Genomic DNA, 26,299 nt, shown 5'->3' on the forward strand with positions numbered 1-26,299 from the left:
GACCAACGTGTGGCCTCCACTCGTGCCGGCGCCCTCCCCTCAAACGCCTTCAGCACGTTGAGGGAGGGCAAAATAGTGCTAAGCCCTGCAAAAGGTCGGTTGGGCAACATTTCCTCTATTGGCGATTAACCCACTCATGAATTAACGTTCAATCCATGCATCCATCCGGCCTGACCCCAGCTGCCACTTCCTCTCTTTATGGAGGACCGGCCAATGCCCCCTGCTTTCACTACTCAACAAAGAAGTTAACTAACTGATTAATTAGAGTAAATATGAAAGAGCATGTTCCGGTCAGCCTACTGTGTCTTGCTGTACTCGCGGGGTGTACTGTTGGGCCGAACTTTACCCGCCCCGATGTTCCTGCCGGCGCCGACTACTCACAGGAAAAACTGCCCATTACCGCCTCGGCGGATGTGGCCGCCGGCGGTACGGCACAGCGTCTGGTTGCCGGGATGGATATTCCCGGGCAATGGTGGACGCTGTTCCGCTCACCGGCACTCAATGCCCTGGTCGAGGAGGCGCTGCGGGCCAACCCGGATGTGAGCGCGGCCCAAGCGGCGCTGCGCCAGGCCAACGAACTGGTGTATGCCGACCAGGCCTCGCTGTTTCCCTCGGTGAGCGGCTCGGCGTCGAAAACCCGAGAGAAGGTATCGGGGGTCAGTACGGGCACTCCGTCGTCACCGATTCTGACCGTGAACTCAGCCTCACTGAGCGTTTCCTATGCCCCGGACGTGTTCGGCGGCACCCGCCGCCAGATCGAGTCATCCACGGCACAGGCCGAGTACGAGCGCTTCCAGCTGGAGGCCACGTACCTCACGCTGACCTCCAATGTGGTCAATACCGCCGTGAGCCTGGCGTCGGTGCGCGATCAAATAGCGGCCACCGAGGAAATCATTCGCCTGCAGAGCGACCAACTTGACGTTCTACAAGCCCAACGGCGACTGGGGGCCATTGGCGACACCAATGTACTCACTCAAGAGACAGCGCTGGCACAAACGCGCGCCACCTTGCCGCCCCTGCAAAAACAGCTGGCACAGACCCGTAACCAGTTGATGGCCTACCTCGGTCGGTTTCCCAATCAGGACCAGGGCGAACGTTTCGTTCTGGCTTCCCTGCATCTACCGGAAGAACTGCCGGTCAGCCTGCCCTCGGCAATCGTAGGTCAGCGCCCCGATGTGCGTTCCGCACAAGCGCAGCTGCATCAGGCCAGTGCCAACATTGGGGTAGCCATCGCCAATCAGTTGCCGCAGTTCAGCATCACCGGCTCCCTGGGCTCCACGGTGGCAAGCGGGACCAAGCTGTTTTCATCCGGCAGCGGGGTCTGGAGCCTTGCGGGCTCGATCACCCAACCCATCTTTGACGCCGGGGCGCTGGAACACCGCAAGCGCGCCGCCGTAGCGGCTTATGACGAGTCGGCAGCCCGTTACCGCAGCACCGTAGTGGCTGCCTTCCAGGATGTGGCCAACGCGCTGCGGGCGCTGGAGTCCGATGCCGACGCGCTCAATCAGCAGGTGGCCGCCGAACGTTCTGCTCAAGCGAGCCTGGCCCTGGTACAGGCACAGTTCCGGCTCGGTGCCGTGGCGTACATCAATTTGCTGACAGCCCAACAGACCTATCAAAACACCGTGGTCACACGCGTCCAGGCACAGGCCGCCCGTTACAGTGACACCGCGGCGCTCTTCCAGGCGCTGGGCGGCGGCTGGTGGAACCGCACCGATGTCGATCCTGCCACGGCGGGCAAGCCTGACCGTTTCGGCCTGCCTTCCTGGCGCGAGGTCATGCCGGCCCACAGAACGGATGCCGCTGCCGATACGTCGCAACTCAACTGAATTGAACCCTTTCAACAGTGAGAACACCCATGGCTGACGTCAACACCGACTCTCCCCTGCCCCCACAGCCGACGGCCCCCAAGCGTCGCCTGTGGCGGCCAATGCTGCTCATGATGGTGGTGGTGCTGGTGATCGTCGCGATCATCGTCGGGGTCAAGTTCACCCAGATCTCGGCGCTGATCGCACAAGCCAAAGTCCCGCTGCCCGCGGCCGTGGTCACGGCCATGCCCGCGCAGTTCTCCGACTGGCAGCCCAGTGTTTCCGCCGTAGGGTCGATGAAAGCGGTGCGTGGGGTCGACGTCACCACGGAGGTAGGCGGCATCGTGCGTACCCTGGGCTTTAAGCCCGGGCAGCAGGTGCCGGCCCAGGCCCTCCTCGTCCAGTTGAATGCCGACTCGGACATCGCCCAACTGCATTCACTTGAGGCCACGGCCGATCTGGCGGTTATCGTCCTCAAGCGCGACAAGGCCCAACTGGCGGTGAACGCCGTGTCCCAAGCGCAAGTGGATACGGACAGCGCCGACCTGAAAGCCAAACTCGCGGCCGCCGAGCAACAGCGGGCGCTGGTGGAGAAAAAAGCCATTCGCGCACCGTTTGCCGGGCGCATCGGGATTACCAGCGTCAACCCCGGCCAATACCTCAACCCCGGTGACAAAATCGCCACGCTGCAAACCTTCGATCCGATCTACATCGACTTCACCGTGCCCCAGGCCCAACTAGAGTCGATCAGCATCGGCCAGGCGGTCTCGGTGACGGCGGACGGCCTGTCCAATCAGACCTTCGCCGGCAAGATCACTACCGTCGATACCCAGTTCGATTCGACCACACGTAACGTCACGGTAGAAGCCACCGTCGAGAACCCCAAGCAAAGCCTGGTGCCGGGCATGTTTGCCCGCGCCGTGGTGCAGTCTGGCGCGACGCAGCGCTACCTCACCGTTCCACAGACATCGGTCACCTACAACCCCTACGGGACCACCGTATTCATTGCCGCGACGACGAAGAACGACAAAGGTGAAGACGTGCTGACGGCGGCGCAAACATTCATCAAGACCGGGCCGACCCGGGGTGATCAGGTTGCGATCCTGTCCGGCGTGAAAGAAGGCGACCAGGTGATCACCAGTGGGCAGATGAAGCTCAAGAACGGTTCGCCGGTGAAGATTGATAACCATGCCGCCCCCTTGAACGACGCCGCCCCGACTCCTCAAGAACACTAAGGTGTCTCATGAAACTTACCGATACCTTCATCCAGCGACCGGTCTGGGCCATCGTCGTCTCGCTGTTCATCTTGATTCTGGGGCTGCGCTCGATTTTCGAATTGCCGGTCAACCAGTGGCCACGTACTGAAAATACGGTCGTCACCATCACCACCACCTACTACGGTGCAGACGCGTCCACGGTTGCCGGCTTTATCACTCAGCCGCTGGAATCGGCCATCGCTCAGGCGCAAGGTATCGATTACCTGTCGTCTTCAAGCATTACCAGCGTGTCGACCATTACCGCGACATTGCGGCTCAACTACGACGCCAGCAAAGCGCTGACCGAGATCAATACGCAAGTCAACTCGGTCAAGAACCAGTTGCCGGCCCAAACCCAGGAGCCGGTCCTCACCGTAGCGGTCGGGCAAACCACGGACGCCATGTACCTGGGTTTCTACAGCGACACACTGCCCACCAACAACATCACCGACTACCTGGTGCGGGTGGTCAAGCCCAAGCTGGATTCGATCCAGGGTGTGCAAACCGCCGAGATTCTCGGCGGGCGCCAGTTCGCGTTGCGTGCCTGGCTGGATCCGGACAAGCTGGCGGCGCATAACGTCTCGGCGCAGGACGTTTCCACGGCGCTGGCCAACAACAACTACCTGTCGGCAGTCGGCTCGACCCGAGGGCAAATGGTCACGGTGGATTTGACCGCCGGCACCGACTTGCACACGGTGGATGAGTTCAAGCGGCTGGTGATCAAGCAGAAAGGCGACGCACTGGTGTACCTGGAGGACGTGGCGACAGTCACTCTGGGCGCGGAAAGCTACGACAGCAGTGTGGCGTTTTCCGGCAAGCGCTCGGTGTTCATCGGCATCAAGGCTGCGCCCAATGCGAATATCCTGACCGTCGCCGATAACGTACGCAAAGCCTTCCCCGAGCTGCAGTCCCAACTGCCGGCGGGGGTGCGCGGCGAGATCGTCTACGACTCCACCGAGTTCATCAACACCTCGATTTACGAGGTGGTGAAGACCCTGGTAGAAGCCATGGTGATTGTCTCGGTGGTCATCTACCTGTTCCTCGGCTCGTTCCGCGCAGTGATTGTGCCCTTGGTGGCGATCCCGCTGTCGCTGGTCGGGACGTTCTTCATCATGTATTTGCTGGGTTACTCCATCAATTTGCTGACCTTGCTCGCGCTGGTGCTGGCGATTGGGCTGGTGGTCGACGACGCGATTATCGTGGTCGAGAACGTTGACCGGCATATCAAGGAAGAAGGTAAAGGCGTACTGGAGGCCGCGTTGGTTGCGGCGCGAGAGTTGGGCGGCCCGATTATCGCGATGACCGTGGTGCTGATTGCCGCGTACGTGCCTATCGGCCTGCGCAGCGGCCTCACAGGCGCGCTGTTCAAGGAGTTCTGTTTCTCGTTGGCCGGTGCGGTGACCGTATCGGCCGTCGTGGCGTTGACCCTTTCGCCGATGATGACGTCGAAGCTGTTCAAGTCAGGTCAGGAGGAAGGCCGCTTTGCCCGTCGGCTCGATCAGTATTTCGACTGGTTGCGTGGTCGTTACCATCGGGTGTTGTCCGCAGGCTTGAACGTCTGGCCGGTGCTGGTGACCTTTGGCTTTATCCTGTTCCTACTGGTGGCCGCCAGCGGCATGACCGCCAAAAGCGAACTGTCGCCGACCGAGGACCAGGGTCTGGTGTTCATGCAGATCAAAGGCCCTCCGACCGCCTCGCCCCAGCAAATGGAAAGGATCGCCGACCAGGCCTTCCAGATCGCTAAAAAAGAGCCTGAGTACGCACAGATGTTCCAATTGACGGGGCTGCCGGCACTCAATCAAGGCCTGGGCGGGGTGTTGCTCAAGTCGTGGGGGGATCGGAGCCGATCGCAAGCTGACCTGATCAAGCAGCTCCAGCAGCAATGGAACCAAGTGCCCGGCGCGACGATTGCGGCCTTTCCACTGCCGTCGCTGCCGGGTGCGCAAGGCCTGCCGGTGCAGTTTGTGATTACCACCACCGATTCAATCGACAACTTGAATGATGTGGCCCAAGCCGTAATGGCCGAAGCGCAAAAGCAACAGCTGTTCTGGTTCTCCGACATGGATCTGAAACTCGACAAACCGCAAGCCAAGTTGGTGGTTGACCGGGAGAAAATCGCAGCGCTGGGCATGACCCAGGCGGATGTCGGCGCGGCACTGTCAGCGGCGCTGGGTGGTAACTACGTGAACTACTTCTCGACGGCCGGGCGTTCCTACAAAGTGATTCCCCAGGTGCTGCAGGTTGACCGCCTCAACCCGGAACAAGTCCTCGACTACTACATTCGCACCCCCTCAGGCGCGATGATTCCCGCACGCACGGTGGCGCACATCGAGACCTCCACCCAGCCGGAATCGATCAACCACTTCCAACAGCTCAACTCGGCCACGCTGTCAGGTGTCAGCGGCGTGTCCCAGGGCGAGCTGCTGACGAAACTGGAGACGATTCTGAATAACGTTGCCCCGTCGGGATACACCTCTGACTTCTCGGGAGAGTCGCGTCAGTTTATGCAGGAATCAGGTGGGTTCGTCGGCTTGCTGCTGTTCTCGATCCTGATCGTCTACCTGGCCCTTGCCTTCCAGTTCGAGAGTTTCCGAGACCCGGTGGTCATCCTGTTCTCGGTGCCCCCCGCGCTCTTTGGCGCACTGGCCTTCATCACCATGGGGTTCGCGTCCATCAACGTGTACACGCAAGTGGGTCTGGTGACGCTGCTCGGGCTGATCACCAAGCACGGGATTTTGATCGTCCAGTTCGCCAATGAACTGCAGCGTGCCGGTCACAGCAAACGTGAAGCGATTGAGGAAGCCGCTGCGGTGCGTCTGCGCCCGATCCTGATGACGACGGCGGCCATGGTGTTGGGCGTGGTGCCCCTGGTTTGGGCTAGCGGTGCCGGTGCCGCGGGGCGTCATGACATGGGCCTGGTGATCTTCGCCGGCCTGTCGATCGGCACCTTGCTGACGCTGTTCATGGTACCGGCCATGTACATGTTTATTGGCGAGACTCACCACAAGGAGCAGGAACAGCCAGAGCTTGACGAGCAGCCTGCAAGGTAACTCTGTAGCCGCTGCCGAGGTACGAGGCTGCGATGCGGGCCGCAGGACCGCCGCCGGGGGCCGCTACGTCGGAATGCCGCCCAACCCCATCGCAGCCTCGTACCTCGGCAGCGGCTACAGACAACCAAACGCCCAAAAGCGTTAGTTTGGGCAAGCCCAGCTATTGGCCGCCCGGGCGATCTGGCCAGCCAGTTGGCCAATGGCTTTCTGATGCGCCAGCACCAGGGCATCCATGCTCACGCCGGCTGGCTCCTGAATCACGCTGGCGCAGGTCAGGCTGCGGCGTTTCTGACCTTCGCTGCGCTGGCTCAAACTCCACACCACATCGATCAAGGCGTACTGCCCCGGCAACGAATCAAAGCGACGCACGTCCGTCTGCAACGACACCACAGGCTTGTCGGCAGCCTTGGGCAGCCCCGCCAAATTACGCGTCCCCAGTTTCAACTCCAGTTGCCCGGCCAAGGCATCGTGGAACTCGTCGGCAAGGGGGGCGCCCCAGCGTTCGGTCTCCAGGATCATCAGCCCACCGGCGCTCTGGCGTACCACCATCTGTGGCTGGTCGACCTGGACCGGCATGCGCACGCCCAGCATCTCGAACTGGAAGGCCGGCGCCGTCACGGCTTGTCGCTGTACAGGCGCCGTGGGCACCAGGGTGTAGTAATGGGTCGGTGCCGAGCTGCAGGCCGCCAGGCCCAGGGTGGCCAGCAGGGCCAGGGAACGAAGGGTCATGGCGGTCATTCCTGATCAATTTCACGGGAGGTTGAAGACGTCGGCTGATAGGCGTCCGGTTTGCCGTCCTTGAGACGGCCACGAATCAAGGCTTCCGGGTGGCGTCCGAGGAAGTCGGTGAGCACGCGCACCGAGCGCGCTGTGCGTTGCACTTCATCCATGGCCTGGCCCAACTGCTGACGCTGTGGCGAGTCTTCGGCAAAACTGTCGTTGGCCGTGGCCAGGGTCTTGCGCGTCTGCACCAGGGTGTCACGCATCTCTGGCAGCACTTGCCCGTTGACGTTCGCCAGGGTCTTGTTCAACTGGCCGAGGCTACCGTTGAGGTTGTCGGCAATCTGGTCGATCGGAATCTTGCTGAGCTTGTCGACAAACGCCTGCAATTGCTCCTGCGCCTTGTCCAGGCTGCCGGGCACGGTGGGGATGAGCATTGGCCGTGCAGTCAGGTCAAAGGCGACCGGCTTGGCGTTGGGCACAAAGTTCATGGAAATGTACAACTGCCCCGTGAGCAGGTTCGCACTGCGGGCCTGGGCCCGCAGGCCGTGCTTGACCATCTGATCCATCAAGTGCGCGCCTTTGACCTCATCGTCATCCCCCATCAGGGCCAATTTGTCGTATGCCTTACCCAGGCGGTTGGGATAGATGACGGCCCCGATTATCGTGGGAAAGGTCTCAGCCTTGGCGTCGTAATCCAGGTCCACCGAGACCACACGGCCCACGTTGACGCCCAGGAACTCGACTGCCGAGTTCACGGTAAGACCGCGCAGGGACTGGTCGAAACGCATCTGCACATAGCGCCCATCGCCGTCCGGGCGCGCCAAGGCGGTTTCCACGTCATCGAACAGGGTGAACTCAGCACGCTCATCGGCCAGGGACTTGTCGACGCTGTAGTTGGGCTCGATAAAGGCAACGCCGCCGGCCAGGATAGAGGCCATCGACTGAGTGTTCACCTTCAGGCCGTTGGCGCCAAGGCTGACGTCCACACCACTGGCGTTCCAGAACCGGCTGTCCTTGCGCACATACTGATCGTTAGGGGCATTGACGAAGATGTCGACGTCCACGCCCTTGCCGCCGCTGGCTAACTGATAGGACACCACCTGCCCGACCTGAATGCGTCGGTAGTAGACCGCGGAGCCGATGTCCAGCGAGCCCAGGTCAGCGGTGTGCAGGGTAAAACGCTTGCCCTTCTGCCCATAGGTAATGGCCGGAGGGTTCTCCAGGCCAACGAAGTTGTGTTCGGTGTCCTTTGCCTCGCCCGGGTCGGCGCCGATGAAAGCGCCTGACAACAGCGTATCGACCCCCGACACGCCGCCGGCGCCGATGCGCGGGCGCACCACCCAGAAACGCGTGTCGCGCTTAGTGAACGCCGCGGCTGACTGGTCCAGCTCGATAGTCGCATCGATGTGGGCACGGTCGCCGCTCAAGGCAATCGAGGTGACCTTGCCGATCACCACGTTCTTGTACTTGACCTGCGTCTTGTTGGCCTCAAGCCCTTCGGCAGTGAGAAAAGTGACGACGATCTGCGGCCCCACCGACATGGCCTTGTGCACCACCATCGACAGGCCGATCAGGGCCGCCACGATCGGCACCAGCCAGACCAGCGAAACGTTGAACCGTCGGCTCCGGACCTCGGGGCTCGAAGGTGTAGGAGTGGAACGTGGGTGATCAGGCATCTTCAACCTCTGCATCCCAGATAAGCCGGGGATCAAAACTCATGGCAGCCAACATCGTCAGTACCACAACCAAACCAAAAAACAGGATACCCAGGCGCGGCTCGATACTGCTCAGCGAGCGGAACTGCACCAGGGCCGCGATCAGTGCTACCACCAGTACATCCAGCATCGACCAGTAGCCGATCACCTCGATCAGGCGGTACAGCTTGGAGCGCTCACGCATGGCCCATCGGCTGCGCAGCTGGCACGTTATCAGCAGCGTCCCCAGTACCAGAAACTTCAGGCACGGCACCGCGATGCTGGCGATGAAAATCAACAAGGCGATATCCCAGGAGCCGCCCTCCCAAAACTCGACCACCCCGCTCATTATGGTGTTTTCACTGCCATTGCCGAACATGTCGGTGTACATCACCGGTAGCAGGTTGGCGGGGATATAGAAAATCAGGCTGGCCAGCAGAAACGCCCAGGTGCGCGCCAGGCTTTGTGGCTTGCGCCAATGCACCACTGAATTGCAGCGTGGGCAGTTGTGGCTGCCCTCGGTGCAGGCCTGGCCGCAGGTATGGCACAGCGTCAGCTGGAGATCGCGGGCATACGGTGGCAGGCTCATGGAATGACCCCTTCAAGGTCATGCCAGAGGCGGCGAATGCCTTTGCCCGAAATGATGATGATCAGCACCGTCAGCATCGCCAGTGCCCACAGGCCGAGGCCAGGATGCACATCGAGCATCCCCCCCAGCTTGATGATCGCCACCAGGATGCCCAGCAGACAGACCTCCAGCATGCTCCAGGGGCGCAGGTGTTCCAGCGCGCGCATGCAGGCCTTGAAGCCGGGTGCGGCGACGCCCGCCACCGCAAAACTCAGTACCCAACACAACAAGATGATTTGCAACATGGGCGCGAGGATGATGGTCAGGCCGGCCACGGCGGCGATGACACTGATACGCCCCTGGGCAAGCGCCTCCACCGACTGCCACAACGTGGCCTCATTGCCCAAGCCTTGCAGGCTGATGGACATCACCGGGAATGCGTTGGCGAAACAGAAAACAATCGCGGCGCAGATGGAAAGCGCCAGCAGTTGTTGGGTGCTCAACTGCCCGCCGCGATCGAGGACCGCACCACAACGCAGGCAAAAAGCCTTTTGCCCACGCACCAGCGGTGTGGGCTGGTAAACGGAGTCGCAGTGCTCGCAGATGATCCAGTCAGGTTTATTCATGAGGCTCTTTTGCGCGGATCGTGTCGAAGTATGCAAGTAACATGCGAATAGGTCGCAGGTATGCTACCAGATATGACGGTAACGACACGAGCCGGGCACTGACCGGTGTTAGAGCCTGGTGTTCAGTACCCACTGCCAGCCGCAGCATTCCCTGCCACAATCGCAACCCCCGAACTGCTACCCAGCCGCGTAGCACCCGCCTCGATCATCGCCACCGCGGTCGGATAATCCCGTACTCCTCCCGATGCCTTGACCCCAACCCCCGCGCCCACCACCTTGCGCATCAACGCTACATCTTCAACCGTCGCGCCGCTGCGGCTGAATCCGGTAGACGTCTTGACGAACGCGACCCCCAGTTCCCGGCAAATTTCACAGGCCTGGGTCTTCTGTTCATCGGTGAGCAAGCAGGTTTCCAGAATCACCTTCAAGGGCACACCACCACACGCTTGATGCACCCGGGCAATATCGTCACGTACCAGGTCCAGCAAACCCTCTTTCAGCCAGCCAATGTTGAGCACCATGTCGATCTCCCCTGCCCCGGCGGCTATCGCACGCTCGGCTTCAAAGGCCTTGGTATCGCTCAAGCCGGCACCCAATGGGAAGCCGACTACCGCGCAAATCACCACTGCATCACCGGTCAGGCATGACGCGGCATAAGGCACCTGCGCCGAGTTCAGGCACACCGAATAAAAGCCGTGCTCCTGGGCCTCCTCACACAACGTGCGAATCTGCTGCCGAGAGGCATCTGGCGCCAACAAGGTGTGATCGATGTAGCTGGCCAATGCTGCAGGTTGAAGATTCTTCATTTAGCGTGCCCTTGCCTGTATGTTGCCAATGGTCATGCGTCGCCGTATCGGGTGACCGCACAAATGCGTTACAATATTCACATATAATGTTACTTATACAACACAAACAATCAAGCCCTGGAATGCCCGTGGACAGTAAAAAAGCCGAGCGACTCAAGCTTATCCAGCAAGCCCTGCAGAACCAGAACGCCATTCACCTGCGGGAAATGGCGGCCCTGCTGGATGTTTCCGAGATGACCCTGCGCCGCGACCTGAACCACTTCAGCGATCATCTGCGGCTGTTGGGCGGCTATATCACTCGGGTTGGCAGTGAGGCCGGTGACTACCGCGTGGCCGACCAGGACACCCGTCACGTCGAGGAAAAACGCCGCATCGGCAAACTGGCCGCCCGGCTGATCCAGCCCGGTGACACGGTATTTTTCGACTGCGGCACCACCACGCCCTTTGTCATTGACTTCCTGCCTGACGAGCTGGAGTTCACGGCGGTGTGCAGTTCACTGAACGTGTTGCTCAAGCTGTACAACAAACCCAATTGCCACATCGTGATGTGCGGCGGCACCTTTCACCGCCAGAACCAGGTGTTCGAAAGCACCGCCGACAGCAGCATCCTCGACAGCGTACGGCTGACCTGGGCGTTTGTTTCCGCCGCCGGTATCAGCCAGGCATTCGGCGTGACCTGTTTTAACTTCAACGAAGTGCAGGTCAAGCAAAAGGTTCTGCGCCAAGCCCAGCAGCGGGTACTGCTGGCCGACTTCAGCAAGTTCGACACTGTGCGCACCGCTCACTTCGCCACGCTGGAGGACTTCCAGTATGTGGTCAGCGACAAGAAAATCCCCCGCGCCTACAAAGATGCCATCGAAACCAGCGGCGCGCAGTTGCTGGTTTAACCCAGCAAGGCTTGCCGCTCCCGGACGCTCAAATAGCCGGTGGTCACGCTGAACGCAGCGCTGGCGCCGGCCGCCAGGGTTCGCACATTGCCCTTGGCCTTTTCCGCGTTGTAACCCTCTGGCTCACACGTCGATGGCAGCACAAACGCCGCCACTTGCTGATCCGGGTTATGCAGGATCCAGCGCGCCGCATGTGAGAACTGCTCAGGCCGATAGCGCGTGTAGAACGCTTCGCCGCCGGGATGATCCAGTAGAAAATGCGCCTGCCCCAGCGCATCGGTGCCCACGCCATCGAAGAAGAACACAATCTCCGGGTCATACAGCGCGGGCTGATCCAGTTGCGTCAACTGCTCCGGATACACAGCCAATTGCGCCATATACGCGCTCCAGGCCGGTGTCGGCTTGACGTGATCCGGTACGCTGCTGCGCAAGCGCAGGCTTTCCATGTCTAACGGTTCGACGAAACGCCCGCCGTCGACGTAGGCATAGTTCATGTGGGCCATGTACATAAGGTCCATGGGCTTGCCGGCCAGGTTGGTCACGTCCATGGCGATATCAAACAGCCCCGATCCGCTGCGCAAGGTAACGCTGGGGCGAGCCCGGTAGCGATCACCAAAGCCCTGGGCGTATTCATACTCCCCGCCCAGGCGCAGCCAGCCGTCGTCGATTTCCAGCCAGGCCGTGTCCATCGGTGCGCACGGCATCTCGCCATGCAAGGCATGATCATCCGCGGGTGCCGGACAGCCGTTGCGCAGCAGGCCACTGTGGAACATGAAGCAACCATACGTGCCGATCACCGTGGGGCTCGGCCGTGGCTGGTCGAACAGGTTGGTCATGGTCAGATCACAGCCGTCGAACACGGCTGACCAGATCATCTGCCCCTGATACGGCAACACCACCAGCCGCCCTCGGCTGTTTTCCAGGCTCAGGGCCAGGACGCCGGATGGATAGGCCCAGGCGCTGACCTTGAAATCCGCCGACTGCAGCAAGGTCTTTTCCTGTTCGCCAAACAGCGCCCGATACAGCGGGATACGTGTACTCATGAGGCCTCCGCCGCGGCACCTGCCGGCAGTTTGTCCGACTGGCGCAGGCACTTGAGGGCATACATCACTATCACGATAAAGCACAGCAACGGCACGCTATAGGCCAGTTGCATATTGCCGCCGCTGGCATCCGACAGCAGGCCCTGGAAGATTGGAATCACCCCGCCGCCGACAATACTCATCACCAGCAGCGAGCCGCCAACACCGGTGTCCTCACCCAAGCCATCAATCGTCAGGCCATAGATGGTCGGCCAGCACGGCCCGAGGAATATGCTCACGCCCACCGCCGCATACACCGCCGAGATATTCGGCACCAGGATCGTGTAGGCCAGCAGCACAATGCACAGCACACCGTAGATCGCCAGGACCTTGGCCGGATGCAACCGGCGCATCAACAGGTTGGCAATCATCTTGCCGACGAAGTACGCGGCAAAGGTGGTCAGCAGGAACCACGAAGCACTGCGCTCGTTCATGCCGCCCATTTGCATCGCCAGGCGAATAGTGAAGCTCCACACGCCCACTTGGGCGCCGACGTAGAGAAACTGCGCCAACACGCCAAAGGTAAAACGCGGATTACGCCACAGCCGTGCAAGACTCTGGCGCACGCTGCTGCGCTTGCCATCGTCTTTCTGGTTGCCTTTGCAGGCCGGGAAACGGGTGAAGGCAATCAGGATGAACATCAGCACCAGCACTGCGATCATCCATTTGTACGGCAACAGCGTGGACTGGATCATTTGCAGTTGCTGGACCGCTGCATCCGAAACGCTCATCTGCTTGAGTTGATCGGTGGTGGCGTCGGTGTCCTTGAACATCACAAAGCTGCCGACGTACACCCCGGCCATGGCGCCAAACGGGTGAAAGGTCTGGGAGATGTTCAAACGCCGGGTCCCGGTTTCCCGTGGGCCCATCAAGGTCGAGTAGGTATTGCAGGCGGTTTCCAGGAACGACAGGCCGGCGGCAATCACAAACAGCGCCAGCAGGAACATGCCGTACTTGGCCGTGGATGCCGCCGGGAAGAACAACAGGCAACCCAGCATGTACAGCAACAAACCGATCAGGATGGTGCTTTTGTAGCTGAACCGCCGCACCACCATGGCCGCCGGAATCGCCACGAAAAAGTAGCCCAGGTAGAACGCCGACTGCACGAAGGCGGTCTGAAAATCGCTGAGCAGGAAGGCCTTTTTGAAGTGAGCGATCAGCACGTCGTTCATGCTCGCGGCCGCCGCCCACAACGCGAAAATACTGCAGAGCAGGATAAAGGCGAACCAGGGTGTGCGATTCAGGTAGAAGCCGTCGGGTGTCTGTTGCAGCGCAGGTTTGTTCATTATTGTTCTCCGGCTGGATTGAAGGTGTTACCGCTGTTGCTGGAAGCGCGCGAAGGCCTTGCGATCGGGGTAGGACGTCTGGGTGCCGAGGGCTGTGACCGAGCAGGCGGAATAGGCCACGGCCTGCTCCATTGCCCGGCGAATATCGCCGTCGTGGGTCCAGTGCTGGATGAAGCAACCGATGAAGGCATCTCCGGCGCCGGTGGTATCCCGGGCTGCAACCTGTAGGCCATTGATCTTGAACTCACCCTCCTCCCCTACATACAGCGCGCCTTCCTGGCCGAGGGTGACGATGACGTGGCGAATACCGCTGGCCACCAGGGTTCGGGCTGCCGTGCGGGCCGAGTCTGGAGAGTCGACGTTCTGCCCGGTAATCAGCGCCAGTTCCGACTCGTTGGGCACCAGGAAATCCAACTGTGCCAAGTGCTCGGCACTCAAGCCCGACAACGCCGGCGCCGGATTGAGCAGTACGGGAATGCCGTGCTGGCGGCCAAACTCGATGGCGTAGTAGACCGTGGCCAGGTTGATCTCCAGTTGCAGCACGATCAGCGAGCAATCACGCAGGTCGGCGGCCGCCGCGTCAATATCTGCCGGCAACAAATGGGCGTTGGCACCTTTGACGATCAGAATGCTGTTGTGAGAGTCGGCCTGGACGAAGATCGGCGCCACGCCGCTGGAGACACCCGGCACCCGTTGTACATAGCGGGTATCGATGCCAAACCGCTGGAAATTGGCCAGCGTGTTGTCGGCAAACATATCGTCGCCGACTTTGCTCAGCATCAGCACATCGCCCCCCAGCTTGGCTGCAGCCACCGCCTGATTGGCGCCCTTGCCGCCACACCCGAGAGCAAAGCCCGGCGCTTCCAGGGTTTCACCCTGGGCCGGCATACGGTCGATGTAGGTGATCAGATCCACCATATTGCTGCCGATGACTGCGATCTTGCTCATTGCTATCCCACCTTGTTGCGAGCACGACCGGGCAGGTCGTGGCGCTGTTGTTTTGTTATTTAAATAACATTATGTGTGATTATTCAATCTATTTTTGACGAGCGCTGATCAAAGGTGTGGCCGCTGCCGAGGCACGAGGCTGCGATGGGTTGCGCAGCGGCCCCCAAAGGCGGTTCTGCGAACCGCATCGCAGCCTCGTGCCTCGGCAGCGGCTACAGGTTGGGGGGATTTTTAGAACGAGGCGGCCAGTAGTTCTTGGGTATAGGGATGCTGTGGGGATTCAAACAGGGTGTTTGCGGGCCCCTGCTCCACCACCTGGCCATCCTTGAGCACGATCAAGTCATGGGCCAGCGCCCGGACTACCGCCAGGTCGTGGCTGATAAACAGATAAGTCAGGCCGTGTTGCGCCTGCAAGCGTCGCAACAAATCGACGATCTGTCGCTGCACGGTGCGATCCAGGGCTGAGGTGGGCTCATCCAGCAGGATCAGTTCCGGCTTGAGCACGAGCGCCCTGGCGATGGCGATGCGTTGCCGCTGCCCACCGGAAAACTCGTGGGGGTAGCGATGCCGGGTCGCCGGATCAAGGCCCACCTCCCCCAGCACCTCGATCACGGCCTGTTCACGCTGCCGGGCATTCAAGTCGCTGTGCACCAGCAAGCCTTCGGCGATGATCTGCTCCACACTCAAGCGCGGGCTGAGGCTGCCGAACGGGTCCTGGAACACCACCTGCATGCGCTTGCGTAGCGGCCGCAGTGCCTTGCCGTTCAAACGTTCCAGCGCTTGCCCCTGAAACTCGATGCTGCCACGGGCATCCACCAACCGCAGGATCGCCTGGCCAAGGGTAGATTTACCTGAGCCAGACTCACCGACAATGCCCAGGGTCTTGCCTCGTTGCAGGCTGAAGTCGACACGGTTTACCGCCTGTAGATACGACGTGCGCAACCAACTGCCCTTGAGGGCAAACCGCACGCTCAAGTCCCTGACCGCCAGCAGTGTCTCGCCGTCGCCTTCAGGCACTGCGCAGCCTCCCGGCTCGGCGTTAAGCAACTCGACGCTGTAAGGATGTTGCGGCGCACTGAACAATGCCTCGCAAGACGCCTGCTCAACGATCACTCCGCCGCGCATCACGGCTACCCGCTGGGCGAGGCTGCGCACCAGATTCAGGTCATGGCTGATGATCAGCAACGCCATGCCCAGGCGCAATTGCAAACGCTTGAGCAGCACCAGAATCTTGCGCTGCACCGTCACATCCAGCGCTGTGGTGGGTTCATCGGCGATCAACAGCTGTGGCTCACAGGCCAGGGCCATGGCGATCATCACCCGCTGGCGTTGCCCGCCGGAGAGTTGGTGTGGGTAGGCCTTCAAGCGGTTTTTGCCCTGGGCAATCCCCACCAGGTCCAGCAGCTCGATGATCCGTCGCCGCGCCGCATCGCCCGCCAGTCCCTTGTGCACGGCCAGGGTCTCGCCGAGTTGCCGCTCCACCGTGTGCAGCGGATTGAGGGAGTTCATCGGCTCCTGGAAGATCATCGCAATGCGGTTACCCCGCAGTTGCCGCAGACGTTGGGGTGAGGCACCCAGCAGCTCTTCACCGGCATAGCGAATGCTGCCCTGGATGCGGCTGGTAGAGGGCTCAAGTAACTGCAGAATGCTATGAGCCGTCACCGATTTACCGGAGCCGGACTCTCCCACCAATGCCAGGCACTCGCCGGGACGAATATCCAGGTCGATGCCGTGCACCACTTCACTGCCATTGAACGCCACCCGCAGGTTGCGCAGTTCCATCAGGCTCTCGGTCATTTCAGGTTCTCGGATCGAACGCATCACGGCAGGCCTCGCCGATAAACACCAGCAACGACAGAATCAGTGCCAGCACACAAAACGCCGTCAGTCCCAGCCAGGGTGCTTGCAGGTTGTTTTTCCCCTGGCTGATCAACTCGCCCAGTGACGCGCTGCCGGCGGGCATGCCAAAGCCCAGGAAATCCAGGGCCGACAAGGTGGCAATCGCCCCGGTGAGGATGAACGGCAGGTAGGTCAAGGTCGCGCTCATGGCATTGGGCAGAATATGCCGCCACATCACCTGAGCATCGCCCACGCCCAACGCCCGGGCCGCCTTGACGTACTCCAGGCCACGGCTGCGCAGGAACTCGGCGCGCACCACGTCCACCAGGCTGAGCCAGGAAAACAGCGCCATGATGCCCAGCAGCCACCAGAAATTGGGCTCGACAAAGCCCGACAGAATGATCAGCAGGTACAACACCGGCAGCCCCGACCAGACCTCCAGCAAGCGCTGCCCGAGCAAGTCGATCCAACCGCCGTAATAGCCTTGCAGCGCGCCTGCGGCGATGCCAATCACGGCACTGACCGCCGTCAATGCGAGGGCGAACAGCAGCGAAATACGCGTGCCGAAAATCACCCTCGCCAACACGTCCCGAGCCTGGTCGTCAGTCCCCAGCCAGTTCTCGCCGCTTGGCGGGCTGGGCGCCGGTTGTGTCAGGTCAAAGTTGGCGGTGTCGAAACCGAAGGCTATCGGCGGGAACAGCATCCAGCCACCCTGCCCTTCGATCAGTTGTTTGACCTGGGCACTGCGGTAATCCGGTTGAAACGGCAGCTCACCGCCAAAATCCTGTTCGACATAGCGCTTGAAGGCGGGAAAGAACCACTGGTCCTGATACGACACCAGCAGCGGTTTGTCATTGGCCACCAGCTCGCCGCCGAGGCTCAGGGCAAACACGCCAAGAAACAGCCACAGCGACCACCAGCCACGGCGATGGGTCTTGAAACGCGCCCAGCGGCGACGGCCCAAGGGAGACAAGGTCAACATCAGGCAGCCCTCTGGGAGAAATCGATACGCGGGTCCACCAGGGTGTAACACAGGTCCCCCAGCAGTTTTATCAGCAGGCCAAACAGGGTGAAGATGAACAGCGAGCCGAATACCACGGGGTAATCCCGGGCGACGGCCGCTTCGTAGCTCATGCGTCCAAGGCCGTCGAGGGAGAAAATCACCTCGATCAACAACGAGCCGCCAAAAAACACCGTCACCAGCGCCTGGGGCAACCCCGCCACCACCAGCAGCATCGCGTTGCGAAACACATGACCGTACAACACCTGGTGCTCGCTGAGGCCCTTGGCCCGTGCGGTTACCACGTATTGCCGGGAGATCTCACCGAGGAAGCTGTTTTTGGTCAGCAGGGTCAGGGTCGCAAACCCGCCAATCACCAGCGCGCTGACCGGCAACACCAAGTGCCAGAAGTAGTCCACAGCCTTGCCCCACGGCGACAGCTGGGCGAAGTTTTCCGAGACCAGCCCGCGCACGGGAAACCAGTCCAGGGCCGAACCGCCGCCAAAGGTGATGATCAATAACAACGCAAACAGAAAACCCGGCAGCGCATAGCCAATGATGATCGCCGCGTTGCTCCACACATCGAAAGCCGTGCCGTTATGCACGGCCTTGCGAATCCCCAGGGGAATCGACACCAGGTAGGTGATCAGCGTGGCCCATAAGCCAAGTGACAAGGTCACCGGCAACTTTTGCAGGATCAGGTCGGTGACCTTGGCGCCGCGAAAGAAACTCGAGCCGAAATCCAGCCGCGCATACTGCTTGAGCATCAGCCACAGGCGCTCCCCCGGTGGTTTATCGAAGCCGTACTGGCGCTCGATATCGGCCAGCAGTTTCGGGTCCAGGCCGCGCGTGGCACGGGACTCGCCGCCCACGGTCTCGACATGCCCGCCCCCCACCGCACCGCTCACACCAATGCCCTGCAAGCGCGCGATGGCCTGCTCCACCGGGCCACCGGGGGCGGCCTGCACAATCACGAAGTTGACCAGCAGAATGCACAGCAACGTCGGCACAATCAGCAGCAAGCGCCGCAAGCTATAACCCCACATGGGAATAATCTCCGGTGCGTTTTTGCAGTTGGCTCTGGGTCAAGGCGCTGGGGCTGATTTCCCACCAGGTTTCCAGGCCGGCGTCATACAGCGGCGCCACTTTCGGGCGGCCGAAACGGTTCCACCACACGGTGGAAATGCCCGGCGGATAGTAGTTGGGGATCCAGTAGTAACCCCACTGCAATACGCGATCCAACGCATGGGCGTAATGCAACATCGTCGTGCGACTGTCGGCCTGGATCAGCCCGGTGAGCAAGGCATCCACGGCCGGGTCGCGCAGGGTCATGTAGTTGTTCGAGCCCGGGTCATCGGCACTTTCGCCGGCAAAATAATTGAACATCTCGCGCCCTGGCGCCTGAGAGACCGGGTAGGCATTGACGATCATGTCGTAGTCACGGCTGCGGACCCGGTTGGCGTATTGCGCGGTGTCCACCTGGCGAATATCGAAGCCGATACCAATCTGCGCCAGGTTGCGCTTGAACGGCAGCAGCAAGCGTTCGAAGCCTTTCTGGCCATTGAGGAAGGTGAAGTGCAGTGCTTGGCCCTCAGCGTTAACCAACTGATCGCCCTGGGGTTTCCAGCCCGCCTCTTTCAGCAACTTCAGTGCTTGCAACTGCAGGCCGCGAATATTGCCGCTGCCATCGGTATGGGGCGGCTGGAACACTTGGGTGAAGACTTCATCGGGAATTTTCCCGCGCCAGGGCTCGAGGATTTTCAGCTCTTCGGCGTCCGGCAATTGGGTGGCCGACAGTTCACTGTGGGAGAAAAAACTGCGTTGGCGCAGGTACATGCCGCGCATCATCTGCCGGTTGCTCCATTCAAAATCCCACAGCAAGGCAATGGCTTGACGTACACGGCGATCCTGGAACAACGGTTTTTTCAGGTTGAACACAAACCCCTGTGACCCGCGTGCTGCGCCAGGTGCCAGGTGTTCACGCACCAGGCGGCCGTCACTCAAGGCGGGGCCGTCGTATCCGATGGTGTAGGCCGTGGCGGAGAACTCGCGGTTGTAGTCAAAGGCGCCGGCCTTGAGCACTTGCTGGGAGACACTGGTGTCGGCAAAAAACTCGACGCTCAGGCGATCGAAGTTATAGAGGCCACGTGTCACCGGCAGGTCCTTGGCCCACCAATCCCTGACCCGTTCGAAGTGCACGCTGCGCCCGGCATCCACCTGGCTGATCCGATACGGCCCGCTGCCCAGCGGCGCTTCAAAACCACCACCGTCGGCGAAGTTGCGGTTGCGCCACCAGTGTTCCGATAGCACCGGCAAAGTCGCCAGGTCCAGCGGCAGGGTTCGGCTCTCGTTGTTCTTGAACACGAAGCGCACTTGCGTCGGCGACTCCACGATCACCTCGGCCACGTCCGCGAACTGCACGCGATATTGCAGGCTGCCTTGGGTGGTCAACAGCTCGAAGGTGTAGCGCACATCTTCGGCGGTGATCGGGCTGCCATCGTCAAAACGTGCCGCAGGATTGAGGTAGAAGCGCAACCAACTGCGGTCCGGTGCCAGCTCCATCTGCTGGGCCACCAGGCCGTAGACGCTGTAAGGCTCGTCAAACGAGCGATAGGCCAGTGGCGAGTACAGCCAGCCATCGATCTCGGCCACGCCGGTGCCCTTGTCGATATACGGGAGAATATGGTCGTACTGGCCACTTTCCAGGGATGAGCGGCTCAGGCTGCCGCCCTTGGGTGCATTCGGGTTGGCGTAGTCCAGGTGGGTAAAGCCGGGCCCGTATTTGGGCGCATCGCCGTACACCGTCAGCGCCGATTGCGGCGTGGCGTAGACGGCCGGGCTTAACCAAAAGCACAGCGCCAGGGTGGTTAATCGGCGGAGCATCGGGTTGATCCTCATGCAAGGCGCCGATCCGCTGCACTTATAGGTATGTGCAGCGGGCCGGCATTTTTTATAGGGTGGGTCTTAGATCCATTGCTTCTTAAAATCAGAAGTTGTAGCTGAGCCGGGTATAGAGAATCCGTCCGAACGGGTCGGCGTATTTCGGGTCGTAGCCGCTCTGGAAGGTGTAGGTCTGGTTGCTGAACGGCGGCTCGCGGTCAAACAGGTTCTTCACGCCGAGGGTGAAGGCCAGGGTCTTGCGCCAGGTGTAGGTGCCGGCCAGGTCCCAGACGTTGTAGGAACCGACGGAGTCGTGGGTGTCACGGTCGGAGTCGTGGTAACCGCTGGTGTAGCGGTTGGTCAGGCTTGCGCCCAGTGGCCCGTAGTTCCAGGTGCCGGTCAGGCTATGGCGCCAGCGCGCCACGGCGCCTGCCGTGGAGAACTCGCCGCCACGGAAATCACCGAGCTTGTCGATGTATTCGCCCTTGAGCTCCTGCTGATATTTGTATTGGTTGACGTAGGTGCCTTGCAGGCCGAGGCCGAAATCACCAAAGGCGGTACTCGGAAAGCGATAGTCGAAATTCACGTCGACGCCATTGGTCTTGGTTTTACCCAGGTTGGCCAGGCCGGTGACGATGTGATCAATGGAACCATCGGCCTTGCGAATCAGGCGGCCGGCGTACTGGTCCGGGTCTTCAAATACCGATGACTCAGGAAACTCGGCGATCTGGTTGGCGATGGTGATCCACCAGAAGTCCAGCCCGGCGGTCAGGCGCTCGATGGGTTGATAGACGAAGCCGAAGGTGACGTTGCGCGCGGTTTCCGGGCTCAGGCTGCCATTGCCGCCGGTTTGCCGACGGAACTGCTGGGCGCAGTCACGGTTGGCCAGGCCACCGTTGGCCGGGTTACCACCGGGGCACATCCGTGGGTCGTTGTAATTGGCCACGGTGTAGCTGGTGTAGGTCGGGTTGTACAACTCATACAGTGACGGTGCGCGGAAGCCTTCGCTGTAGGCGCCGCGTACTACCAACTCCTTGAACGGCTGGAAGCGGAACGAGTATTTCGGGTTGGTGGTGTTGCCAAAATCGCTGTATTTGTCGTGGCGTACGGCGGCGGACAGTTCCAGGCTGTCGAGCACCGGCACATTGACCTCGGCGTATTGCGCCGAGATGCTGCGATTACCGTGAACCGCGCCATTCGGGTCGACACCCAGGCTTTGCACGGTTTCGGCAAACTGGGCGAAGTCCTGGTGGAAATCTTCCTTGCGGTATTCACCGCCCAACGCCAGGGCCGAGGGACCTGCGCCAAACCAGTCGCCGATTTCCCGGCTGACGCGTCCGTCTATGGCCTTGACCCGGCCCACAGCGGTTGCGTAGTCGCCGTCAACGCGGCTGGATGCCAGTAGCGCCCTGCCCGCTTCGGTCTGCGGGCCGAACGGGTTGATCACGCCGTTGGCAATCCCCTGGCTGATGGACTGGTCGTTCACATAGCCGTCGAGAATGGTTTGCACCACTTTGTTCTGGTTATACGAGGCACCGACGTTGTAGTCCCAGCCGGCGGCAGTGCCATCGAAGCTCAGCAACAGGCGCTGGCTGACGTTGTCATCTTCGTGCTTGCGGGCGCCGGCGTCGGTTTCGCGCCAGTTCACGTCGACCGGTTGTGTCGGATCGAGGGTAAAACCGCTGGGCCCCGGCGTAATACCGTTGCCAGGATAGAACGGCGTACCAGGGTTGACCTGATTGCCCATCAAGGTGCCCGGGCCGATTTGCGTGCGGTTTTCATTGCGGGCCCAGAAATACTCCAGGCTGACCGAGTGATCATCGGCGAGCTTGCCGGTGGCTTTGGCAAAGGCCGAGGTCTTTTCGGTTTCCGGCACCAGGTCCAGGTAGTTCCACAGGCTCTGACGGCAGATGCCGTTGCGCGATAACAACCCCGGCGAGTTGCAGCCGGAACCGGCTAAAGGGTTGGTAGCGTTGCGACCCTGGCTCCAGTTGGCCGGTGCCGCTGTCCCCGAGGTGTAATCCAGGCCACGCCCGGGCTGGTAGTTGTAGGTGTAGTCGCGATCCTTGGCGGCCAGGCGGGTTTGTTTGTCGTAGCTGACCACGCCGAACACGTTGAAGCGGTCGTCTTCCAGGTCGCCAAAACCATAGCTGCCGCTGAAGTTATGGCTGTCACCACCACCGCTGTGAGTGGGCGTGTCGTAACCGGTGGAGAGCTGGCCGCCGGTCACACTTTTCTTGGTGATGAAGTTGATCACCCCGCCGATGGCATCGGTGCCGTATAGCGCCGAGGCGCCGTCACGCAGCACTTCTACCCGGTCGATGGCGGCGAAAGGAATGGTGTTCAGGTCCACCCCGGAGCCGTTGGAATTGCTGACGGCGTTGTTGCCCAAACGCCTGCCATTGAGTAGCACCAGGGTTTTGTTCGCGCCGATCCCCCGCAGGTCGGCAAAGGATGCGCCACCGCTGCTGGAACCCACGGAACGCCCTGAACCGACCGAGGATTGGTTGGCGGAAATGCGGTTGATCAGTTCTTCGGTGGTGGTGACGCCCTGCTCACGCAGTTGCTCGACACGCAGGATGGTCACGGGTACAGCCGTTTCGGCATCGGCGCGGCGGATGGCGGTGCCGGTGACTTCCACTCGCTGTAATTGGGGTTCGGTGCCTGAGGTGTCGTCGGCCAGCGCGGGCATGGCATTGATGGCCAGCAGCAAAGCCATGCCCAGTGGTGCTTCAAGTGGTCTGAATCGTGTCATCGCGACATCCCTGCGGTGTGGTTATGCAGGGATGTGCGTTGGGCGTGGGGTTTTTATAGGGTGGGGATTAGACCGTTGGGTGCTTAGCTTATGTGTTTGCTTGAGACTGACCCTCACCCCCCAAAGTGATAACTCACATCCAGCCACCACTGCCGCCCATACGGGTCATAGTTACCCGTCGGATAATTCGGCCATCCCGCCGAATCGTCATGCTTGATCTGGTTCAACAGGTTATTCACCGTCAGCCCTACACTCGCCCGGTCACTCAGTTGGTAACGAGCGCTGGCGTTAAACACGGTCCACGGCGACAAACGCCCATCGCCTGCCGCATTGGTGACGCTGCCATAACGGATACCGGAAATGGTGGCAGTGGTCTTCTCGTAGTCCCAGGTCAAGCTGGCGTTGTCCTTGCTGCGCCAGTCGAACACGGTCCGCGAACTGCGCCAATCCTGGGTCGGCGCGTCGTCCGACTCCTTGTAGAAGCTGGACAGCACCAGGGTGTAGCCCAGCCCGGCATTGAAGGCGCCGTAACGCCCCGCACCCCAGCGAATATTGCTCTTGAAGTCCAACCCGCTGACCCGCTGGCTGGCCGCGTTGATCGCATTGACCCGCACCCGCTGCAACTTGTTGGGATCCACCGCCGCGTTGCCCGGATTACGGTCAATGCGTGCCAGGGTCGCCTGGCAACTGGCCGAGTTGATGTCCTGCTGGCCACTGCGGCAGGCGTTTTCATCTTGCAGCAGGCGGTTTTCGTCAACGTTGGTCAGTAGATCGTCGATCTGTACGCGCCAGTAATCAGCAGAGAAGTCGAAATTGCGCGAAGGCGACCACACGAAGCCATAGGTCCAGGATTTGCCACGTTCGGACTTCAGGTCGCTGCTGCCACTCTGGGTGTAGTTGACGATGCCCTTGTCACAGGCGCCGTCCACGCCCTTGCTGCAACCGTAGTAGTCGATCTGCGACGGGTAGTAGCCGTTGCTGTCGGACTGGTAGATGTAGTTGAGGTCCGGTGCGCGGAAACTGGTGCCGTAGCTGCCACGCACCAGCAGGCTGTTCACCGGGCGCCACTCCAGGCCCAGGTTATAGGTGGTCTGTTGTTCGGTGCGGCCGCTGAATTTGTATTGGTCCCAGCGCCCGGCGGTGGTCGCCAGCAAGGTGTCGGTGACCGGAATACTGAACTCTGCACCCGCTGCGTAACGCTTGCGTGAGCCTCCCGAACTTTGTGCCGGGGCAAGGCCATAGAACTCGCCGTCATTGAGGCCACCGTCCGGGTCGACACGGTATTCCTGTTTACCCGACTCCAGTACCCCGGCAAACCCGACGGGGCCAGCGGGAAGGTCGAACAGTTCACCATTGAGGGACGCGGTGTAGTTCTGCGACACCGAACGGCTGGTCTGGGTCTGGTTGGTGCGAAACTGCTGCCACTCCTCAGGGGTCAAGGCGCGGTCCAGCCGAGCCGGGTCCGGCGCAAACACCGGATGGCCATCCTGCTGGCCCACTTGCGGCCCCAGGTAAAAGTCGCGAATGCTCGACAGCGGCGTGTAGCGGCTGGTGCGCACGCTGCGATACACCGAACGGTTGGCCGCCAACTCGTAGCCCCAACTGCTGTCAGCGATCTTGTCCGACAGGCCAAGGGTGCCGGTCCATGAGGTGTCGGTCCATTTGCTGTTGTTGGTGCTGCGCCCGCCGATTTCTTCTTCGCCGAAACGCCGGTACCAACGCTCCAGCTTGCCGGTGTTCTGGTTGATGAAGTCCGGCGAGGTAAAGGTCGGGCCGCGGGTGTTGTTCTGGATATGGTCCAGGCCATACATCAGGTCGGCGAATACCTGGCCGCTGTCGCTGAAATGCCAGGTGCCACGGGTGTAGCCGTCGTAGTTTTCCTTTTGCGTCTGGATCGTCCAGTAGTCGTTGTAGACCTGGTCGGTACGGCAGCGACCACCGCCGTTGACCAGTTTGTTGCCGAACACGCCCTGATAGCCGCCGCAGCCAGGTCCCAGGTAATGACCGCTGCTTAAATCGCGACGATAACCCACATCAGCCAGGGGCGCGCCGCCCTTCATGAACCCGCGATCGCTGGCCCAGATCGGGTCGCGCTGGGTCAACTCCAGGCCGAACAACCCGTCAAAGTCCCCCCAACTGCCGCCGCCACTGAGTTGCAGGCGCTGATTGTCACCGCCGCCCCGCTCCGTGGTGCCGCCCTTGAGATTGACGTCGATGCCGCTGATCTTATTCTTCAGGATGATGTTGACCACCCCGGCAATTGCATCCGAGCCGTAGACCGCCGAGGCACCGCTGCTGAGGATTTCGATGCGGTCGATGATCGCCGAAGGAATATTCGCCAGGTTAGTGAAGTTGACCTTGCCGTCGTAGGGCGTCGGGTAATCGGCCACACGCCGGCCATTGATCAACACCAACGTGTGGTTGGGCCCCAGGCCCCGCAGGTTCAGCGCGCTGGCAGCGGGTTGCCAGGTGTTGCCGTAGTCTTCGCCCTGGCTCATGCCGGTGTTTTGCGTCTGGCTGGCCAGCGCGTCGTAAACGTTGCGATAACCCTTGGCTTCCATTTCTTCATGGGTGATCACGTTCACCGGGGTCGCGCCGTCGGTTTGCGCGCGAGCGATGCGCGAACCGGTCACCGTGACTTTTTCCATGCGGTAGTCGGCGCTTGTCTGCACGGGCGGGCTGTCATTGCTCTTGATGGGGGCGGCACGCACCGTCAGCCCCTGTTCGCTGTCATCCACTTGCAAGCCACTGCCCTGCAGCGCCTTGTCCACTGCCTGCTGACTGTCCAGCGCACCGCGAATGGCGCCACTGCGCTTGCCTTGCACCAGGGGTTGGCTGAAGGAAATCATTACCCCTGTCTGACGTGAGATATCCAGCAGCACCTCGTCCAGCGGGCCGCTGGCGATATCAAAGGTGAAGACCTTTTGGGCAGGTTCCTGGGCCAGAACCAGTGGCGGACAGATCCCCATCGCCAGGACTGCGGCCAGCGTCAGCCGGGGTAATTGTTGTTTGAATGCGTGCATCGAGGGCCTCCCTGTTAAGTGCGTCTACAGGGAATGAGCAGCGGCCGAATGGTTTTTATAGGGCTACC

General features: G+C 61.0%; 18 protein-coding genes. 4 read left to right on the forward strand and 14 right to left on the reverse strand.

Annotation, left to right across the window (positions count from 1 at the left end):
• The first annotated feature begins 272 nt into the window (after positions 1-272).
• Genes GNF76_RS08260 through GNF76_RS08270 form a run of 3 tightly spaced genes read left to right on the forward strand, consistent with a single transcriptional unit; the run spans position 273 to position 6,114 of the window.
• On the forward strand, positions 273-1,829 hold the full coding sequence (locus GNF76_RS08260; RefSeq protein ID WP_155582680.1) for an efflux transporter outer membrane subunit: 1,557 nt from the start codon (positions 273-275) through the stop codon (positions 1,827-1,829).
• A gap of 29 nt (positions 1,830-1,858) precedes the next feature.
• Positions 1,859-3,043: an efflux RND transporter periplasmic adaptor subunit gene (locus GNF76_RS08265; RefSeq protein ID WP_155582681.1), complete on the forward strand. Its 1,185-nt coding sequence runs from the start codon at positions 1,859-1,861 to the stop codon at positions 3,041-3,043.
• Positions 3,044-3,051: 8 nt separating this feature from the next.
• Positions 3,052-6,114: an efflux RND transporter permease subunit gene (locus tag GNF76_RS08270; protein WP_155582682.1), complete on the forward strand. Its 3,063-nt coding sequence runs from the start codon at positions 3,052-3,054 to the stop codon at positions 6,112-6,114.
• Positions 6,115-6,255: 141 nt separating this feature from the next.
• Here GNF76_RS08270 and GNF76_RS08275 read toward each other — a convergent pair whose 3' ends face one another.
• The 5 genes from GNF76_RS08275 to deoC form a co-directional block, all read right to left on the reverse strand.
• Positions 6,256-6,843 (reverse strand): PqiC family protein, encoded by a 588-nt coding sequence (locus GNF76_RS08275; RefSeq protein ID WP_155582683.1) that lies wholly within the window; start codon positions 6,841-6,843, stop codon positions 6,256-6,258.
• A gap of 5 nt (positions 6,844-6,848) precedes the next feature.
• Positions 6,849-8,513, reverse strand: a complete 1,665-nt coding sequence (locus GNF76_RS08280) for a PqiB family protein (protein WP_155582684.1) — start codon at positions 8,511-8,513, stop codon at positions 6,849-6,851.
• The gene (locus GNF76_RS08285; RefSeq protein ID WP_155582685.1) at positions 8,506-9,120 is read right to left on the reverse strand and encodes a paraquat-inducible protein A; all 615 of its coding nucleotides are present in this window, start codon (positions 9,118-9,120) and stop codon (positions 8,506-8,508) included. Before GNF76_RS08285 ends, GNF76_RS08280 begins: the two co-directional genes overlap by 8 nt.
• Positions 9,117-9,725, reverse strand: coding sequence for a paraquat-inducible protein A (locus GNF76_RS08290; protein ID WP_155582686.1), 609 nt, complete (start codon positions 9,723-9,725; stop codon positions 9,117-9,119). Before GNF76_RS08290 ends, GNF76_RS08285 begins: the two co-directional genes overlap by 4 nt.
• Positions 9,726-9,847: 122 nt before the next feature.
• Complete coding sequence (deoC, locus tag GNF76_RS08295) at positions 9,848-10,531, reverse strand: deoxyribose-phosphate aldolase (protein ID WP_155582687.1); 684 nt, start codon at positions 10,529-10,531, stop codon at positions 9,848-9,850.
• 128 nt (positions 10,532-10,659) lie between these two features.
• On the opposite strand from deoC, the gene deoR reads away from it, so the two are divergent.
• Positions 10,660-11,418, forward strand: a complete 759-nt coding sequence (deoR, locus tag GNF76_RS08300; protein ID WP_178123232.1) for a DNA-binding transcriptional repressor DeoR — start codon at positions 10,660-10,662, stop codon at positions 11,416-11,418.
• On the opposite strand, the gene GNF76_RS08305 is transcribed toward deoR, so the two are convergent.
• From GNF76_RS08305 to GNF76_RS08345, 9 genes are all read right to left on the reverse strand, one after another.
• Positions 11,415-12,461, reverse strand: coding sequence for an aldose 1-epimerase family protein (locus GNF76_RS08305; protein WP_155582689.1), 1,047 nt, complete (start codon positions 12,459-12,461; stop codon positions 11,415-11,417). The two genes, deoR and GNF76_RS08305, sit on opposite strands and share 4 nt — an antisense overlap.
• Positions 12,458-13,786: an L-fucose:H+ symporter permease gene (gene fucP / locus GNF76_RS08310; protein WP_155582690.1), complete on the reverse strand. Its 1,329-nt coding sequence runs from the start codon at positions 13,784-13,786 to the stop codon at positions 12,458-12,460. The genes GNF76_RS08305 and fucP overlap by 4 nt, the downstream gene beginning before the upstream one ends.
• 27 nt (positions 13,787-13,813) lie before the next feature.
• Entirely contained in the window at positions 13,814-14,734 is a 921-nt protein-coding gene (gene rbsK, locus GNF76_RS08315; RefSeq protein WP_155582691.1) for a ribokinase, read from the reverse strand.
• A gap of 231 nt (positions 14,735-14,965) precedes the next feature.
• Positions 14,966-16,531, reverse strand: a complete 1,566-nt coding sequence (locus GNF76_RS08320) for an ABC transporter ATP-binding protein (RefSeq protein ID WP_155582692.1) — start codon at positions 16,529-16,531, stop codon at positions 14,966-14,968.
• A gap of 1 nt (position 16,532) precedes the next feature.
• Positions 16,533-17,555, reverse strand: coding sequence for an ABC transporter permease (locus GNF76_RS08325; RefSeq protein ID WP_155582693.1), 1,023 nt, complete (start codon positions 17,553-17,555; stop codon positions 16,533-16,535).
• The gene (locus GNF76_RS08330) at positions 17,555-18,619 is read right to left on the reverse strand and encodes a microcin C ABC transporter permease YejB (protein WP_155582694.1); all 1,065 of its coding nucleotides are present in this window, start codon (positions 18,617-18,619) and stop codon (positions 17,555-17,557) included. The genes GNF76_RS08325 and GNF76_RS08330 overlap by 1 nt, the downstream gene beginning before the upstream one ends.
• Positions 18,606-20,456, reverse strand: coding sequence for an extracellular solute-binding protein (locus GNF76_RS08335; RefSeq protein WP_155582695.1), 1,851 nt, complete (start codon positions 20,454-20,456; stop codon positions 18,606-18,608). Before GNF76_RS08335 ends, GNF76_RS08330 begins: the two co-directional genes overlap by 14 nt.
• A gap of 103 nt (positions 20,457-20,559) precedes the next feature.
• Complete coding sequence (locus GNF76_RS08340) at positions 20,560-23,208, reverse strand: TonB-dependent receptor (RefSeq protein WP_155582696.1); 2,649 nt, start codon at positions 23,206-23,208, stop codon at positions 20,560-20,562.
• Between the two features lie 113 nt (positions 23,209-23,321).
• Positions 23,322-26,231, reverse strand: coding sequence for a TonB-dependent receptor (locus GNF76_RS08345; protein WP_155582697.1), 2,910 nt, complete (start codon positions 26,229-26,231; stop codon positions 23,322-23,324).
• Between the last annotated feature and the right edge of the window lie 68 nt (positions 26,232-26,299).

Origin of the sequence: Pseudomonas spelaei (assembly GCF_009724245.1) — a bacterium.
GTDB lineage: Bacteria > Pseudomonadota > Gammaproteobacteria > Pseudomonadales > Pseudomonadaceae > Aquipseudomonas > Aquipseudomonas spelaei.

Bases quoted from the DNA above. Each gene is read 5' to 3' on its own strand.
- GNF76_RS08270 (WP_155582682.1), top strand. From the start codon at position 3,052: ATGAAACTTACCGATACCTTCATCCAGCGACCGGTCTGGGCCATCGTC.
- GNF76_RS08280 (WP_155582684.1), bottom strand. From the start codon at position 8,513: ATGCCTGATCACCCACGTTCCACTCCTACACCTTCGAGCCCCGAGGTC.
- GNF76_RS08320 (WP_155582692.1), bottom strand. From the start codon at position 16,531: ATGACCGAGAGCCTGATGGAACTGCGCAACCTGCGGGTGGCGTTCAAT.
- GNF76_RS08290 (WP_155582686.1), bottom strand. From the start codon at position 9,725: ATGAATAAACCTGACTGGATCATCTGCGAGCACTGCGACTCCGTTTAC.
- GNF76_RS08275 (WP_155582683.1), bottom strand. From the start codon at position 6,843: ATGACCCTTCGTTCCCTGGCCCTGCTGGCCACCCTGGGCCTGGCGGCC.
- rbsK (WP_155582691.1), bottom strand. From the start codon at position 14,734: ATGAGCAAGATCGCAGTCATCGGCAGCAATATGGTGGATCTGATCACC.
- GNF76_RS08335 (WP_155582695.1), bottom strand. From the start codon at position 20,456: ATGCTCCGCCGATTAACCACCCTGGCGCTGTGCTTTTGGTTAAGCCCG.
- GNF76_RS08340 (WP_155582696.1), bottom strand. From the start codon at position 23,208: ATGACACGATTCAGACCACTTGAAGCACCACTGGGCATGGCTTTGCTG.
- GNF76_RS08305 (WP_155582689.1), bottom strand. From the start codon at position 12,461: ATGAGTACACGTATCCCGCTGTATCGGGCGCTGTTTGGCGAACAGGAA.
- GNF76_RS08330 (WP_155582694.1), bottom strand. From the start codon at position 18,619: ATGTGGGGTTATAGCTTGCGGCGCTTGCTGCTGATTGTGCCGACGTTG.
- GNF76_RS08345 (WP_155582697.1), bottom strand. From the start codon at position 26,231: ATGCACGCATTCAAACAACAATTACCCCGGCTGACGCTGGCCGCAGTC.
- fucP (WP_155582690.1), bottom strand. From the start codon at position 13,786: ATGAACAAACCTGCGCTGCAACAGACACCCGACGGCTTCTACCTGAAT.
- GNF76_RS08260 (WP_155582680.1), top strand. From the start codon at position 273: ATGAAAGAGCATGTTCCGGTCAGCCTACTGTGTCTTGCTGTACTCGCG.
- deoC (WP_155582687.1), bottom strand. From the start codon at position 10,531: ATGAAGAATCTTCAACCTGCAGCATTGGCCAGCTACATCGATCACACC.
- GNF76_RS08265 (WP_155582681.1), top strand. From the start codon at position 1,859: ATGGCTGACGTCAACACCGACTCTCCCCTGCCCCCACAGCCGACGGCC.
- GNF76_RS08325 (WP_155582693.1), bottom strand. From the start codon at position 17,555: ATGTTGACCTTGTCTCCCTTGGGCCGTCGCCGCTGGGCGCGTTTCAAG.
- GNF76_RS08285 (WP_155582685.1), bottom strand. From the start codon at position 9,120: ATGAGCCTGCCACCGTATGCCCGCGATCTCCAGCTGACGCTGTGCCAT.